Below are 13854 nucleotides of genomic sequence, written 5' to 3' on the forward strand. Positions count from 1 at the left end.
GAGAACTCTCGTTAAGGAACTCGGCAAAATGACCCCGTAACTTCGGGAGAAGGGGTGCTCTCGTGAGAGAGCCGCAGTGAATAGGCCCAGGCGACTGTTTAGCAAAAACACAGGTCTCTGCAAAACCGTAAGGTGACGTATAGGGGCTGACGCCTGCCCGGTGCTGGAAGGTTAAGAGGAGGGGTTAGCGTAAGCGAAGCTCTGAATTGAAGCCCCAGTAAACGGCGGCCGTAACTATAACGGTCCTAAGGTAGCGAAATTCCTTGTCGGGTAAGTTCCGACCCGCACGAAAGGCGTAACGATCTGGGCACTGTCTCAACGAGAGACTCGGTGAAATTATAGTACCTGTGAAGATGCAGGTTACCCGCGACAGGACGGAAAGACCCCGTGGAGCTTTACTGTAGCCTGATATTGAATTTTGGCACAACTTGTACAGGATAGGTAGGAGCCAGAGAACTCGGAGCGCCAGCTTCGAGGGAGGCGTCGGTGGGATACTACCCTGGTTGTGTTGAAATTCTAACCCATACCCCTTAGCGGGGTAGGAGACAGTGTCAGGTGGACAGTTTGACTGGGGCGGTCGCCTCCTAAAAGGTAACGGAGGCGCCCAAAGGTTCCCTCAGAATGGTTGGAAATCATTCGTAGAGTGTAAAGGCACAAGGGAGCTTGACTGCGAGACCTACAAGTCGAGCAGGGTCGAAAGACGGGCTTAGTGATCCGGTGGTTCCGCATGGAAGGGCCATCGCTCAACGGATAAAAGCTACCCCGGGGATAACAGGCTTATCTCCCCCAAGAGTCCACATCGACGGGGAGGTTTGGCACCTCGATGTCGGCTCATCGCATCCTGGGGCTGTAGTCGGTCCCAAGGGTTGGGCTGTTCGCCCATTAAAGCGGTACGCGAGCTGGGTTCAGAACGTCGTGAGACAGTTCGGTCCCTATCCGTCGTGGGCGTAGGAAATTTGAGAGGAGCTGTCCTTAGTACGAGAGGACCGGGATGGACACACCGCTGGTGTACCAGTTGTCTTGCCAAAGGCATCGCTGGGTAGCTATGTGTGGACGGGATAAGTGCTGAAAGCATCTAAGCATGAAGCCCCCCTCAAGATGAGATTTCCCATTACGCAAGTAAGTAAGATCCCTCAAAGACGATGAGGTAGATAGGTTCGAGGTGGAAGTGTGGTGACACATGGAGCTGACGAATACTAATCGATCGAGGACTTAACCAAATCTTGAATGCATTCAATGTCTTTATCCAGTTTTGAGAGAACAAGCTCTCAACTAAATAGTCTAGTGATGATGGCAAAGAGGTCACACCCGTTCCCATACCGAACACGGAAGTTAAGCTCTTTAGCGCCGATGGTAGTTGGGGGCTTCCCCCTGTGAGAGTAGGACGTCGCTTCGCTTATTTTTTATGTGGAGGATTAGCTCAGCTGGGAGAGCACCTGCCTTACAAGCAGGGGGTCGGCGGTTCGAGCCCGTCATCCTCCACCATATTAAGCCGGTGTAGCTCAATTGGTAGAGCAACTGACTTGTAATCAGTAGGTTGAGGGTTCAAGTCCTTTCGCCGGCACCATTCCCATGGAGGGGTAGCGAAGTGGCTAAACGCGGCGGACTGTAAATCCGCTCCTTCGGGTTCGGCGGTTCGAATCCGTCCCCCTCCACCATTTATAGGGAGCCATTAGCTCAGTGGTAGAGCATCTGACTTTTAATCAGAGGGTCGAAGGTTCAAGTCCTTCATGGCTCACCAGTTTTTTATAATAAATAAAATAATTATTGCCAGAGATAAATATAAAGCACATGCGGAAGTAGTTCAGTGGTAGAACACCACCTTGCCAAGGTGGGGGTCGCGGGTTCGAACCCCGTCTTCCGCTCCAAATGTGCCGGGGTGGCGGAACTGGCAGACGCACAGGACTTAAAATCCTGCGGTAGGTGACTACCGTACCGGTTCGATTCCGGTCCTCGGCACCATTTTAATATGCGCCCGTAGCTCAATTGGATAGAGCGTCTGACTACGGATCAGAAGGTTGTGGGTTCGACTCCTGCCGGGCGCGCCATATTTACGGGAAGTAGCTCAGCTTGGTAGAGCACTTGGTTTGGGACCAAGGGGTCGCAGGTTCGAATCCTGTCTTCCCGACCATGTAATACAAACTGACTATTTATAAATTGGGGCCTTAGCTCAGCTGGGAGAGCGCCTGCCTTGCACGCAGGAGGTCAGCGGTTCGATCCCGCTAGGCTCCACCAATTTAATACTATTATGGCGGCGTAGCTCAGCTGGCTAGAGCGTACGGTTCATACCCGTGAGGTCGGGGGTTCGATCCCCTCTGCCGCCATTTATTCATAATACGGAGGCATACCCAAGTCTGGCTGAAGGGATCGGTCTTGAAAACCGACAGGCGGGTTAAACCGCGCGTGGGTTCGAATCCTACTGCCTCCGCCATTTTCTTTACTATTTATACATACATATGGTCCCGTGGTGTAGCGGTTAACATGCCTGCCTGTCACGCAGGAGATCGCCGGTTCGATCCCGGTCGGGACCGCCATTATTTTAAGTAAATTTGATTATATGGGTCGGTAGCTCAGTTGGTAGAGCATTAGATTGAAGCTCTAAGTGTCGGCGGTTCGATTCCGTCCCGACCCACCATATATGCGGGTGTAGTTTAATGGTAAAACCTCAGCCTTCCAAGCTGATGTCGTGAGTTCGATTCTCATCACCCGCTCCAATAGGGGCCTATAGCTCAGCTGGTTAGAGCGCACGCCTGATAAGCGTGAGGTCGATGGTTCAAGTCCATTTAGGCCCACCATAAAACATAATTATTCCGAAGTAGCTCAGTGGTAGAGCAATCGGCTGTTAACCGATCGGTCGTAGGTTCGAGTCCTACCTTCGGAGCCACGGCCCGTTGGTCAAGTGGTTAAGACACCGCCCTTTCACGGCGGTAACACGGGTTCGAATCCCGTACGGGTCATAGTATGAGCTAAAAAGATAGGCTCAAATTAAAAATAGATGATAAAAACATTTCGTTTTTATCATCTATTTTTTTATATATTTAAGAAATAAGGAGTGTTGATTTAACTGGGAAAGGAGTAAGGAAATGATTAATTACGGTAATGACTTATTTAAAGGTACTGCTTGGTACTATTCTCGTTATAGACCTTTATATCCAGCTTCAATGATTAGATATTTAATCGATAAGTTTTCATTTGATGGTAAAGGTCAAATGCTCGATTTAGGGTGTGGTACAGGACAATTAGCATTCAGATTGTCGGTTTGGTTTGAAAAAATAATTGGGATTGATACTGAGCCAGAAATGATACAAGAAGCAATTCGTCTTGAAAAGGAATATAGATTAGAGAATTTGGAATGGTTTAATGGAAATCTAGAATCGTTTAGAAAGAAATTTAATAATCATCTTTTTCGATTTGTCACCCTTGCTAAGGCGTTTCATTGGATGGATAGAGAAAAGATTCTTGATATGTTATATGAAATGATTGCACATGGTGGTGGTATTGCTATTATTGATAATTATTCTGCCAATAAAGAACTTTTACCGTGGCAATTAAAGATACAGCAAGTAGTTGAACAATGGTATGGAAAGAAAAGAAGAGCGGGGAATACAACCTATTCTCACCCGACAGTTAGCTACGAAGAAATTATATTGAATTAAATTCAAATTAGAGATGTACGAACTCCCCCTTTTGAACACATATGGACATTAGACGCTATAATTGGAAACTTATATTCAACTTCCTATGGTTCAAGACGTTTTTTAGGTGAAAATAGTACTTTATTTGAAAAATTATTGGTGCTTGATAATAGTGGCATTTTTAAGGAAAAAATCAACATATCGATAAAATTTGCTATAAAAAACTAATTCATATATTTCCAACTTAAGGAGGGTTTATGAAAATAGAAGTAAGGAATGGAGTAGTCATTTTTAATAACTTTGAAATTGTTGGGTTTGTGGATGAAGAAAATAACTGCATGATTTGCGAAATGAATTTAATTTATTATGAAGATTATGATGCTTATATTTGCCCAAAATGCAACAGATGGACTGAAACAAAATGTAGTGATTCGAATTGTAACTACTGTATTAATCGACCTGAAAAACCTTTACCGAACACTGAATAAGGTAATCCATTCTTTATAAGTCCATAAAAAATCTCTCATCAATTGGTGATGAGAGATTTTTCTAAGCCTTGCTATACATCATTATGTATGGCAAAGCCGCCTTGCCGTAATTAGGATATGGGCTATTCCATTGGGCAAGTAATTCCTGATGGTGTAGCTCTTTTATTTATCATTAACGAATTAATTAGTTTAGGTGAAAACAGTGGAAAATTAGGTTTGGATATGCCCGGCCCAATTAAAAAAGCGTTGGACATTTTTAATGATAAAACTAATAAACAAGAAGGTGAAAAATAATGGGACAAGTAGTGAAATTTCAACTCGATCCAGGACATGGTGGAATAGACCCCGGTGCCGTAAAATTTGGACTCCAAGAAGTGACGTGAATTTAAAAGTAGCAAAATATGCAAAAGCAGAACTTGAGCAATATGAAAATGCAGAGGTACGTCTAACACGTACAACAGATACCACAGTAGATTTAAGCAAACGTGATGATTTAGCTGACAACTGGGGAGCTGATTACTTCGCTTCATATCATGTAAATGCAGGGGGTGGAGAAGGGTTTGAAACCTTTATTTATGATGGACCTGTTCAAAAAGAAACGAAAGCACTTCAAAACGCAGTGCATGATGAAGTATTAAAAGCTATCAAGCAATTTTATCCTGGTGTAAAAGATCGAGGCAAAAAACGGGCTAATTTGTCTGTTTTAAGAGAAACGGAAATGCCTGCAGTATTAATCGAAAATTTATTTATAGATGATAAAGAAGAGAATGCATTATTAAAAGATGAAGCATTCTTAAAAGCAATAGGGGTAGCTAGTGCTACAGGATTGGCCAAACAAGCGAAATTAAAGAAAAAAGTTAAACGTAAACGTCATAATGTCCGTGTTTATTGGTTCCCATCCTCAACAAATTCAGGATTGGTAGCTTTGAAAAAGTATTTAGATAGTAAGAAATTAGACTATAAAGTCACTTGCACAAACGGAAAATACATGCTTGAATCCTATTGGTACCCACAAGACTCTAAAGGGAAATATGCGTTAGAACAGTGGTTACAAGATAAAGGATTTAATTATGATATTCAATTAGAAAAATAATGTTAATAGAAAAGTTATAATTTAGTAGTTAAATTTTGGTTTTACTTATAATAATTGGATGAAATTATTATATCTAGGGCGAATTGATATATTATCAAAAAATAGGGAGTGAAAAAATATGAAAAAGAAAGTTCTAGTTTCTACTTTCTTATGTTTTCTTCTTATGTCTTCTTTCGTAATGCAAGCCTCAGCTTATTATGTAAAATTTGATTGTACTTATGCGGGTATCTCATGTAAGGGTGTTGAATTTAAAGGTTATGGTACAGCAATGGCTCTTTCTGATTATGTGTATGCACAATACGGACAAAAATTAGCAGTAAATAATAGTTCTACAGGAGATTTTAATTTAGTAACTCAATTAGTAGATTCTTCTGGAAAGGCAGTTGGTCCATTAGTAGCGTATACAGATACAGTATATGTAACTGTACCAAAGGCAGGTAATTATAGGGTTAAAGTGACGTGTAAGGATACCTCACTCCAAGAGAGGTGTACTGGTAGGGGTTCAGTCTCTCAATAATTAAAAATTAATAATGATAAAAAAAGATCTAAGTTCAAATTTTACTGAACTTAGTTTTTTTAATACTAGTATTAAAAAAATTATTCTTACTGCATATTTATTATCTTTACTGAGATACTAATACAAAAATAAGGAGGGTTTTAATGGATAAATGTTAACTTTCATTTTAAGGATATATAAAATTCAATGCTAGGGAAGTGTTTTAAAATGTTAAAGAAAGTTATTTGTATTAGTATCAGTACAATTTTTTTTATGTTTATAGATGAGAATGTATATGCAAATTCCAAAATTAAACCACCAACTTTCGAGGAGAAATTTGCTGAAGTTGGATATAAAACTGTTGAAGAAGCAGAAAAAGAATTTGAAACATTTTGTAAATGCGAAGTGGAATTACCAACAACTATACCTTCTATTTCATTTACTCATAAATTTGGAAGGTTTTTTCAAGATACGGAATATAATATGAATAATAATTTAGAAATTATGTATGTTAACGAAGATGTAAGAGAAAATATTTTTAAAATTGAAATTCGCCCATTAAAAAATAAACAAAACTTCGAAGGTAATGAATATAAGCTTCTAGATGGTGAAAAAGGGATTTATTTTGAACATCAGATTTTCAACTTTTTTGTCTTTGAGAACAATGGTTTACAATATTTAATTGGTATTCATAAACAAAAAGAGCTAGCTAAATCAAAAACACCCGATTTTTTGGTTGATATTGCAAATTCGATTATTAAATAGGTTTTGATTAAAAAGTCAATAGTTTGTATATATTTCGACCAAATTAAAACGATCAGGCCACACATTTAATGATTTGTGAGCCTGGTCGTCTTTGTTTATTGTATAATTCCACTTTTGTACATAGTCATGTTTAAAGTACATCATAAATTATTAGTGATATGGAGGAGAAATAGATGTCAAATAGTAACATCGGCGGTAGTTACGATCATAAAGATAACAGTTGTACTAATAACATTTCAACTTAATTTGAATCCCTCCGATATCCTACTATATCACTCTCACGGTCCAAAATTTCCCCTCCAAAATTATGGAGGGCGTTTTTCTATTGTCAAAACGAGAACAAATGTTCTATAATTAACTGTAGTAAGAACGTTCGTTTCCTTTGGAGAGGTGAATTATTGGTGAAAGAACAGTTATTAAAAGTAATGCAACGCAATCAGTTGGTTGAGATGATGTACATTGCTAAAAATGGCGAAATCACTAAGCGACGTATTAAAGTAACCAAAGTATTAGAGGATAAATTTAATGCCTATTGCTTTTTAAAACGCGCTAATCGAGTATTTTGTATTGATAATGTTCTTGCATTGGTACCAGTTATCCGAAAAGAGCGTGAAGTGATTTGATTGATTTTAATGCTGCTGAACTCATCCATAGAAACATAGTCCTCGATTTAACGAAACGAACTTTAGAACGTGATCTAAATCATTTAAATGATATTAAAATAAATCGCCCATTAGCTTTGTGGATGGAACAGCAAATATTAACTGTTCAAAACGAACTTAGAGATGTTAAATCCCAATTAGGGAAGAACGGTATTAAAGTTCAAGCAGAAATTCGTATCGATAAAGACATCACGGAATACGTGATTATGGATAAGGGGACCGAACATAATCGTAGATACTTAAATATTGCACTTAAAAATAAGGTTGATGATGAGATAAAAAGATTATTGAATGTGCAATAAAAAAAGCCACTCCAGTGAGTGGCAAAAAATTGTTTAGACTTTCTTCTTGAATTTTCTCTTTCTAAATTCCAAGAATGTTTAGTCAAATTCCATTTTTGGATAAGTGTTTGAGGTAAATCAAGTGTTTCCTATTTAATTATTGCTCATACCTTCATTTATAAAAAATTACTCAATTATTGACTTCGAATGTATGTTTAATTTCCTCAACATGCACTGTAAAAGGATCGTCGCTATACAATTGATCGCTATATATTGTAAAGTCGCTCAAATTTTCAAAGTTATCCTCAATTAAAAATATAGAATAACCATCCACTGTTACATTCGGTTTAAATTCATAAGTGTAGTCACTTCCTATTAAGTTATCTAAATTATATTGTTTTTGATTATTTGTTGTAATTGTGTCAATAGGAGTAAACATAACTGTTTTATCAGTGTTGTTCGTAAAGGAATAAGCGAATTGTAATGTTAATGCACTTTCTTTACTTCCTACCAATAAATCAGAATCTCCACTTTGAATGTCTGTGTATTCAAGCAACTTTACCGAATCGATATTAAATTTAAAAAGTTCTGTATCGTAAATAGTGACAGGTTCAAAAATCGCTTTTAGTGTGATAATAGAACCGAATTCTGATTTCGTCCATTGCCCAACTTTAGTCAACGGTTCATCTTCATCGACATAATTATCTTGATTCATGTCAGTTTCTTCCTTTGTCACATCATCTTTATTTGATTTTGTTTGAACAGTGTTTTCTGTATCATTTAATTTTTCTTTTTCAGCACTTTGTGATTTATCATTACCACAAGCAGCAAGTAATACTGTTGCTACAATTAAAAGTAATATTTTTTTCATAAGTATACCCCCTTAAAGTTACTATAAAGGTAAATGCTTACAAAAGTCTATAATAAAAACAAACAACCTATAATACATATATGTTTTATATTAGTAAAATTTATTAGTAATTTACGTTAATTATGGTTCTATGTCAAATGTTGGGGTGAAGTGATATTACACGGCACCCCGATTATCCTAAATGAATCCCAATTTTCTTAGATAAATTATTTAATAAAATTTTCGCTTTAAAGTGTTCATAGCTTCTAAAACCATAAGCATTACGCTTCAAAACTTTTGATTTATTATTAATTCCTTCTAAAAAACCATTTGAATATCCAAAACTTAAACTATTTAAAATTTCAACTTGCCAATTTTTTAGCGTTTGAATGGCCTTTAAAAATGCCGGAATATTTGCTTTTTCTACCTTTCGGTAAAAGGCTTCTAATCTTTTTTTTATTTCTATCAAATCATTTGAAGTTTTTGCCCAATCAAACCATTCGCAGTAAGCTTCTTTTAATTCATAGGCTTGCTTTAGTTCCTTCGACATTCCTATGTAACGATTTAAGTACCAACGATTCGTTTCTGTTAACTTATCAAATCGTTTATATAGTACATGACGCATTTTCTTACATTTCTTTCGATCATATGCATGCCATTCTTTTTGAACATTTCGACGTACTTCATCTAGTGCCCAGTAAATATAACGACAATAATGAAAGCGATCCGCAATAATAATCGGGCGATTTAACGCCTTCCTAACTGCTGCTTTAAAGCTTGGATTCATGTCCATAACCACAATTTCTACATCTGCACCGTATTTCATCAAGTAATCCTTAATGGTTTCTTTTCTACGATTTGGTAAAATATCAATTGGTTCATGTGTTTCCGCATTGGCAATAATTAATTGATAAGTTCCCGCATCGGTATCTGCTTTATATTCATCAATCGCGATACATTTTGGTAAATGAACCCCTTCATTTAATTGTTCCTTTACTACTTCTTTAAAGCGACGAATCACTGTTGAGCTTGATGTACCAAGTACTTCAGCTGCTTCTTTAAATGTTTTTGCCTTTATTGAACGGATTCGTACAACTTGATTCCATTCTTTCGAGAAACGTTGATATTTATCCACGAAAGGGGATTTTTCTGAAAAACGTTTCCCACATTGGCATACATAACGACGACGTTTATAAAAAAGGACGGTTAATCGTTCAAACCATTTTAAATGATTAATTTTTTGAATTCGATAATCATGGACTTTTGATGTTATATTCTTGCATGCTGGACATTGATGTTCTTTTTTTGGTATGGAAACGTGTAGAACAATACGTTCCCCCATCTCCTCCACCTTATGAACAGTTACACCTTTTAATCCTGGAATATTCATGTTAAAATTCATTTGCACGTATCACCTTTCATTGCTTGTTTCTCGACAATTCAAGTATATAGAAATCGGTGATTACGTGCTTTTTTATTTATGAAATTTTTTTAAACCCCAACAAATATTATAGAGCCTTAATTATAACCCCAATTTAACCCCAAAACTAAAATTAGGGAATAAAAAAAGCACTCTTACACGAAGGTAAAAGTGCCCAGAAGCCTTGCTATACACATTATGTATGGCAAAGCCGCCTTGCCGTAATTATTAATAGAAAGTTTTAAAACCACGACTCCACCAGGTGGGTGCTCGCAGAATAGTTCCTGTATATCGTCATTCACCGGAGTGTGACGCCCGCCATTCCCTATTCGATTAAAACTCCCTTTTACAGTTCAAAGGTTAAAACTTAATATTTGTACGAACAACGCAGCTTTATTGTTATAATATACGATTATAAATTGTTGCGCAAGTAAGTATGAATGATGAAAAATGTCAAATATTTATCATTATAATATTGAAGAAATTTATGGTTTTTATAGTATGTAGGAGAATGGAGTTTATGTTTTTGGCAAATTAAAAAGCTTTCCATCATTGGAAAACTTTTGCTATCATTTTATTTTATTTAATACCTCATTTGTTAGGGTAACAAGATTAATTTGGGTATCTTCTTTCATGACATCCTTTAAGATTTCATTTCGGAAGTAATTTACACTTACTTCTAGTGGTATAGCCAATATTTTTTGTAATGCCTGTTGATACATGATAACAAATTCCTTATCCGTATTACCACGTTTTAATTCCGCAAAGGACTCGTAAAACTGGTCTAGCTTATCTGCAAATTCTAAAAGTCGACCTTCAATTGTTGCATCTTTTCCTTCTTTCATTCGATCAAAGAATACCGCTTGAAAATCTGGGGGTATTTCTTCCCTAATAAATTTTTCCATCATTTTTTCCTCGACATGGGCAAGCATTTGCTTTAGTTCTACGCTAGCATGTTTGACCGGTGTTTTAATGTCGCCGATAAAAACTTCAGCAAAGTCATGGTTGATGGTTTTTTCATAAAGGGATTTCCAGTCTATTGTTGCTCCATTCATTTCTTCAAGAGTACCAAAAAACATGGCATATTGAGACACTTTCCAAGAATGGGCTGCAACGTTATGTTCTTCAAACTTAAAACGCCCAGGTGCACGGAAAATACGTTCTAAATCATTTAAACTTGTGAAAAACTTATGAATACCTATAAAAATCACTCCCGATTTATATTGAGCATAATAGATGCCCTTAATTGCATCTTACATCTATCTATTTCCATAAAGGATAGAGTTTCAAACATTTTACAAACACTTAAAGGTACATTTACAAACTTTTAATCGTTTAGTGTTTAATTTATACAATATGCACAATTTTGGTATAAGAGAACAGTTTTTTAACTAATTAAACAAAAATACTTAAAAGAGGCTGGGACAAAACCCTCCTCTAAATAAAAAAAGCCGGTGAAATTTTACGAAAAGTAAAATTTCACCGGCTTTGAATTTTTTACAATAAAATAAGGACCTCTTCTGATAAAATTAAGTTACCACACAAAACCATATCGAAAGAAGGATCCTTATGTTTAAAGATTATAACATGAATCAACTCATTTTGCCTTTAGATTTAGAAGTAAAATTACAAAATAATGATATTGCTTTCCATATCCATCATCTAGTTGAAAGTATCCCTCATGAAGCGTTCGAACCATTTCTACGAAATGAGGGGTGTCCTGCCTATCATCCACGTATGATGCTTAAAATTATCTTATGTGCCTATACACAATCTATCTTCTCAGGACGGAAAATTGAAGCCCTATTAAAAGACAGTATCCGAATGATGTGGCTAGCCCAAGGATATGAACCAAGCTACCGTACAATCAACCGATTCCGTATTCAACCAGAAGTGAAAGATTTAATTCGTCAATGTTTCGTTCAATTCCGTTGCCAATTGATTGAAGAAAAGCTTATTGATCAAGAAGCGATTTTTATCGATGGTACAAAAATTGAAGCAAATGCGAATAAATTTACGTTTGTTTGGAAGAAAACCATTGAAAAATATCACCAAAATTTAATTGAAAAGTCAAACCAGCTATACAATGAGCTACTAGAGAGTGAAATCATACCTGAAATTCAACGTGAAAGCGATAAACAGTTATCATTGGAAGAACTCGCTCAATTAGTTCAAAAAGTGGACGATGTCGTAACTGAATATGATAAACAAATTGAAACATCATCAGATGTTCTAGAACGAAAAGCCTTAAGAAATAAACGTAAATACCCGAAACAATTACGCAAGCAGTTGATTGATTTTGTCCTACGTAAACAAAAATACGAAAGAGACTTTGAAATCTTTGGTACACGCAATAGCTATTCTAAGACAGATTCAGATGCGACGTTTATGCGAATGAAAGATGATTATATGCAAAACGGACAATTAAAAGCTGGATATAATGTACAAATCGCAACGGAAGGTCAATATACGCTTGCCTATAGTATATATACAAATCCAACAGATACACGTACGTTAATTCCATTTCTAGATGAGATTGAGCAACATTATTTTGAGTTACCAAAACACATTGTTGCAGATGCAGGTTACGGTAGTGAACAAAACTTTCATGATATCCTTTCGAATAGAAAACGAGAAGCACTTATTACGTATAGTATGTATTTGAAAGAACAAAAGAAAAAGTATAAACAAAACATATTTAATCCCGATAACTGGACGTATGATGAAGAAACCGATACATATACATGTCCTAATCAAAAACGTCTTGAATTTCAATATTATTCTGTCCGTAATGACCACACAGGCTTCCAACGGAAGCTCAAAATTTACGAGTGTGAAGACTGTTCGGGATGCCCATTCCGTTCATCGTGTACCAAAGCTAAAGAAGGCAACAATCGAAAATTAATGGTAAATGAAAAATGGGAACAGCAAAAAGAATATGTAAGAGCGAAGCTTTCAGAAGAGAAAACAAGTGCCATTTATCGAAGACGCAAAATCGATGTGGAACCAGTTTTTGGATTCTTGAAGGCTAATTTGCGTTTCACTCGATTTTCTGTACGAGGAAAATCGAAGGTAGAAAACGAAATGGGCCTCGCGTTAATGGCTGTGAATTTAAGAAAATTCACGGCCATTAACTAAAAAAAAAAGAATTTACACACCAAAATAGAGAAAGGTGAATTTGAGTTTCCTCAAATTCACCTTTCTCACTATTTGAAGCTAGTTATGTCCCAGCCTCTTCCTTTTTTATAATGAAATGTCAATAACCGTACCTTTGTATGGATGGGTAGCGTTAGTTTGTTCTGTCATTTGTTCAAGCATTTCAACTGTACTTGTTGTCGCTAAGTTTAAAGATTTATCCATAATACTCATTTGGACAGTCTGTTGAAGTTGAGCAACTTGGGCAGACATGATTGAATTGATATCCAAGATTCCACCTCCTTAATCTACATATCGGTTTAATAAATAACGACTTTAATAAACAGTTAAAGAAAAGGAAAAATGACATCTTTCGACAATTACGGAATATTTCAAAACACATATGGCAATACTCCTTTCGAGGAGGGACAACTAAAATGTGGAAAAAATTATTGATTTTTAGTAGTTTAATGTTACTTTTAAGCGGGTGTAACTTGTTTGCTGAACAAGAAAAAATCACAGTTGCAGCCCCTGAAGCGTTAAAAGCAGATGCAAAAATAATAAATACTGAAGGAAAAGAAATTGGACATATGGAAATGACGGAGGGGACAGATGGTGTTCTTATCTCCCTAGGGCTTACAGAAATACCAGAAGGAGAGCATGGGATTCATATACATGAAGTCGGTAAATGTGAAAAACCATCGTTTGAATCTGCTGGAGCTCATTTTAATCCATTAGGCAAACATCACGGTATTAATAATCCAAAGGGGCCACATTTAGGAGATTTACCAAACATTACTGCTGAGCAGGATGGAACAGTACAAGTTGAATTGGTGGCGAAAAATATTACGTTAGAAAAGGGTATGGAAAATTCTTTATTTGATGCTGATGGTAGTGCTATTGTTATCCATGAAAAAGCAGATGATTATGTAACAGATCCTGCAGGTAACTCGGGTGCGAGAATTGCCTGTGGAGTTATTACATCCGAAAACTAAGAATGAAGCTGTGTAATAATTTTATTACACAGCT

At 36.7% G+C, this 13854-nt stretch carries 14 protein-coding genes, 17 tRNA genes, 2 rRNA genes and 1 other RNA gene (1 of these 34 running past the window's edge); 29 read left to right on the plus strand and 5 right to left on the minus strand.

Translation table 11 applies throughout. The annotated features are described in order from the left end of the window. The 27 genes from MHH69_RS00655 to MHH69_RS00785 form a co-directional block, all read left to right on the plus strand. Window positions 1-1220 (plus strand): 23S ribosomal RNA (locus tag MHH69_RS00655) (it extends 1700 nt beyond the left edge of the window). 60 nt (window positions 1221-1280) lie between these two features. After that, window positions 1281-1396: ribosomal RNA gene (gene rrf / locus MHH69_RS00660) — 5S ribosomal RNA — on the plus strand. Between the two features lie 13 nt (window positions 1397-1409). Then, window positions 1410-1485: transfer RNA gene (locus MHH69_RS00665), tRNA-Val, on the plus strand. Between the two features lie 6 nt (window positions 1486-1491). Further along, window positions 1492-1567: transfer RNA gene (locus MHH69_RS00670), tRNA-Thr, on the plus strand. A gap of 7 nt (window positions 1568-1574) precedes the next feature. Then, window positions 1575-1658: transfer RNA gene (locus MHH69_RS00675), tRNA-Tyr, on the plus strand. Window positions 1659-1666: 8 nt separating this feature from the next. Further along, window positions 1667-1741 (plus strand) — tRNA-Lys (locus tag MHH69_RS00680). A gap of 52 nt (window positions 1742-1793) precedes the next feature. Beyond that, window positions 1794-1868 (plus strand) — tRNA-Gly (locus MHH69_RS00685). A gap of 5 nt (window positions 1869-1873) precedes the next feature. After that, window positions 1874-1962 (plus strand) — tRNA-Leu (locus MHH69_RS00690). Window positions 1963-1971: 9 nt separating this feature from the next. Beyond that, window positions 1972-2048 (plus strand) — tRNA-Arg (locus MHH69_RS00695). Between the two features lie 6 nt (window positions 2049-2054). Next, window positions 2055-2131, plus strand: a tRNA-Pro gene (locus tag MHH69_RS00700). A 28-nt stretch (window positions 2132-2159) separates the two neighbouring features. Then, window positions 2160-2235: transfer RNA gene (locus tag MHH69_RS00705), tRNA-Ala, on the plus strand. 15 nt (window positions 2236-2250) lie between these two features. Next, a tRNA-Met gene (locus tag MHH69_RS00710) sits at window positions 2251-2324 on the plus strand. A 14-nt stretch (window positions 2325-2338) separates the two neighbouring features. After that, window positions 2339-2431: transfer RNA gene (locus MHH69_RS00715), tRNA-Ser, on the plus strand. A 27-nt stretch (window positions 2432-2458) separates the two neighbouring features. After that, window positions 2459-2534, plus strand: a tRNA-Asp gene (locus MHH69_RS00720). Window positions 2535-2559: 25 nt separating this feature from the next. Next, window positions 2560-2635 (plus strand) — tRNA-Phe (locus MHH69_RS00725). Window positions 2636-2640: 5 nt separating this feature from the next. Then, window positions 2641-2714 (plus strand) — tRNA-Gly (locus MHH69_RS00730). A 4-nt stretch (window positions 2715-2718) separates the two neighbouring features. Next, window positions 2719-2795, plus strand: a tRNA-Ile gene (locus tag MHH69_RS00735). Between the two features lie 14 nt (window positions 2796-2809). Then, window positions 2810-2884, plus strand: a tRNA-Asn gene (locus MHH69_RS00740). 1 nt (window position 2885) lies between these two features. Next, a tRNA-Glu gene (locus MHH69_RS00745) sits at window positions 2886-2957 on the plus strand. 126 nt (window positions 2958-3083) lie between these two features. Next, window positions 3084-3656 carry a class I SAM-dependent methyltransferase gene (locus MHH69_RS00750; protein ID WP_341361481.1) on the plus strand — a complete coding sequence of 191 codons (573 nt, stop codon included), beginning with the start codon at window positions 3084-3086 and terminating at the stop codon, window positions 3654-3656. A gap of 236 nt (window positions 3657-3892) precedes the next feature. Beyond that, window positions 3893-4123: a hypothetical protein gene (locus MHH69_RS00755; RefSeq protein ID WP_341361482.1), complete on the plus strand. Its 231-nt coding sequence runs from the start codon at window positions 3893-3895 to the stop codon at window positions 4121-4123. Window positions 4124-4240: 117 nt separating this feature from the next. After that, window positions 4241-4417, plus strand: a complete 177-nt coding sequence (locus tag MHH69_RS00760; protein ID WP_341361483.1) for a phage holin family protein — start codon at window positions 4241-4243, stop codon at window positions 4415-4417. A gap of 85 nt (window positions 4418-4502) precedes the next feature. After that, window positions 4503-5216: an N-acetylmuramoyl-L-alanine amidase gene (locus MHH69_RS00765; protein WP_341361484.1), complete on the plus strand. Its 714-nt coding sequence runs from the start codon at window positions 4503-4505 to the stop codon at window positions 5214-5216. A 118-nt stretch (window positions 5217-5334) separates the two neighbouring features. Beyond that, window positions 5335-5733: a hypothetical protein gene (locus MHH69_RS00770; RefSeq protein ID WP_341361485.1), complete on the plus strand. Its 399-nt coding sequence runs from the start codon at window positions 5335-5337 to the stop codon at window positions 5731-5733. Between the two features lie 207 nt (window positions 5734-5940). Beyond that, a complete protein-coding gene (locus MHH69_RS00775; RefSeq protein ID WP_341361486.1) occupies window positions 5941-6477 on the plus strand; it encodes a carbon monoxide dehydrogenase in 537 nt (178 codons plus the stop codon). A gap of 401 nt (window positions 6478-6878) precedes the next feature. Next, window positions 6879-7100 (plus strand): transcriptional regulator, encoded by a 222-nt coding sequence (locus MHH69_RS00780; RefSeq protein ID WP_341361487.1) that lies wholly within the window; start codon window positions 6879-6881, stop codon window positions 7098-7100. Then, window positions 7097-7441 (plus strand): hypothetical protein, encoded by a 345-nt coding sequence (locus MHH69_RS00785; protein WP_341361488.1) that lies wholly within the window; start codon window positions 7097-7099, stop codon window positions 7439-7441. Before MHH69_RS00780 ends, MHH69_RS00785 begins: the two co-directional genes overlap by 4 nt. A 169-nt stretch (window positions 7442-7610) precedes the next feature. Here MHH69_RS00785 and MHH69_RS00790 read toward each other — a convergent pair whose 3' ends face one another. The 4 genes from MHH69_RS00790 to MHH69_RS00805 all read right to left on the minus strand — a co-directional run bounded on the left by MHH69_RS00790 (window position 7611) and on the right by MHH69_RS00805 (window position 10901). After that, window positions 7611-8291, minus strand: coding sequence for a membrane lipoprotein lipid attachment site-containing protein (locus tag MHH69_RS00790; protein WP_341361489.1), 681 nt, complete (start codon window positions 8289-8291; stop codon window positions 7611-7613). Between the two features lie 172 nt (window positions 8292-8463). Beyond that, window positions 8464-9678, minus strand: a complete 1215-nt coding sequence (locus MHH69_RS00795; RefSeq protein ID WP_136292374.1) for an ISL3 family transposase — start codon at window positions 9676-9678, stop codon at window positions 8464-8466. Between the two features lie 216 nt (window positions 9679-9894). Next, a non-coding RNA gene (gene ssrS, locus MHH69_RS00800) (6S RNA) lies at window positions 9895-10087 on the minus strand. A gap of 172 nt (window positions 10088-10259) precedes the next feature. Next, window positions 10260-10901, minus strand: a complete 642-nt coding sequence (locus tag MHH69_RS00805) for a YfbR-like 5'-deoxynucleotidase (protein WP_191707439.1) — start codon at window positions 10899-10901, stop codon at window positions 10260-10262. 358 nt (window positions 10902-11259) lie between these two features. Between MHH69_RS00805 and MHH69_RS00810 the strand changes: the two genes are divergently transcribed. Beyond that, on the plus strand, window positions 11260-12828 hold the full coding sequence (locus MHH69_RS00810; protein WP_341361490.1) for an IS1182 family transposase: 1569 nt from the start codon (window positions 11260-11262) through the stop codon (window positions 12826-12828). A 105-nt stretch (window positions 12829-12933) separates the two neighbouring features. Here MHH69_RS00810 and MHH69_RS00815 read toward each other — a convergent pair whose 3' ends face one another. Continuing rightward, window positions 12934-13116, minus strand: a complete 183-nt coding sequence (locus tag MHH69_RS00815; RefSeq protein ID WP_341361491.1) for a putative motility protein — start codon at window positions 13114-13116, stop codon at window positions 12934-12936. Window positions 13117-13262: 146 nt separating this feature from the next. On the opposite strand from MHH69_RS00815, the gene MHH69_RS00820 reads away from it, so the two are divergent. Next, window positions 13263-13820, plus strand: a complete 558-nt coding sequence (locus tag MHH69_RS00820) for a superoxide dismutase family protein (protein WP_191707441.1) — start codon at window positions 13263-13265, stop codon at window positions 13818-13820. Window positions 13821-13854 lie beyond the last annotated feature (34 nt).

The organism is Ureibacillus sp. FSL E2-3493 (genome assembly GCF_038077515.1).
Lineage (GTDB): Bacteria > Bacillota > Bacilli > Bacillales_A > Planococcaceae > Ureibacillus > Ureibacillus halotolerans.

Bases quoted from the DNA above. Each gene is read 5' to 3' on its own strand.
- MHH69_RS00750 (WP_341361481.1), top strand. From the start codon at position 3,084: ATGATTAATTACGGTAATGACTTATTTAAAGGTACTGCTTGGTACTAT.
- MHH69_RS00755 (WP_341361482.1), top strand. From the start codon at position 3,893: ATGAAAATAGAAGTAAGGAATGGAGTAGTCATTTTTAATAACTTTGAA.
- MHH69_RS00760 (WP_341361483.1), top strand. From the start codon at position 4,241: ATGGGCTATTCCATTGGGCAAGTAATTCCTGATGGTGTAGCTCTTTTA.
- MHH69_RS00770 (WP_341361485.1), top strand. From the start codon at position 5,335: ATGAAAAAGAAAGTTCTAGTTTCTACTTTCTTATGTTTTCTTCTTATG.
- MHH69_RS00775 (WP_341361486.1), top strand. From the start codon at position 5,941: ATGTTAAAGAAAGTTATTTGTATTAGTATCAGTACAATTTTTTTTATG.
- MHH69_RS00790 (WP_341361489.1), bottom strand. From the start codon at position 8,291: ATGAAAAAAATATTACTTTTAATTGTAGCAACAGTATTACTTGCTGCT.
- MHH69_RS00810 (WP_341361490.1), top strand. From the start codon at position 11,260: ATGTTTAAAGATTATAACATGAATCAACTCATTTTGCCTTTAGATTTA.
- MHH69_RS00820 (WP_191707441.1), top strand. From the start codon at position 13,263: ATGTGGAAAAAATTATTGATTTTTAGTAGTTTAATGTTACTTTTAAGC.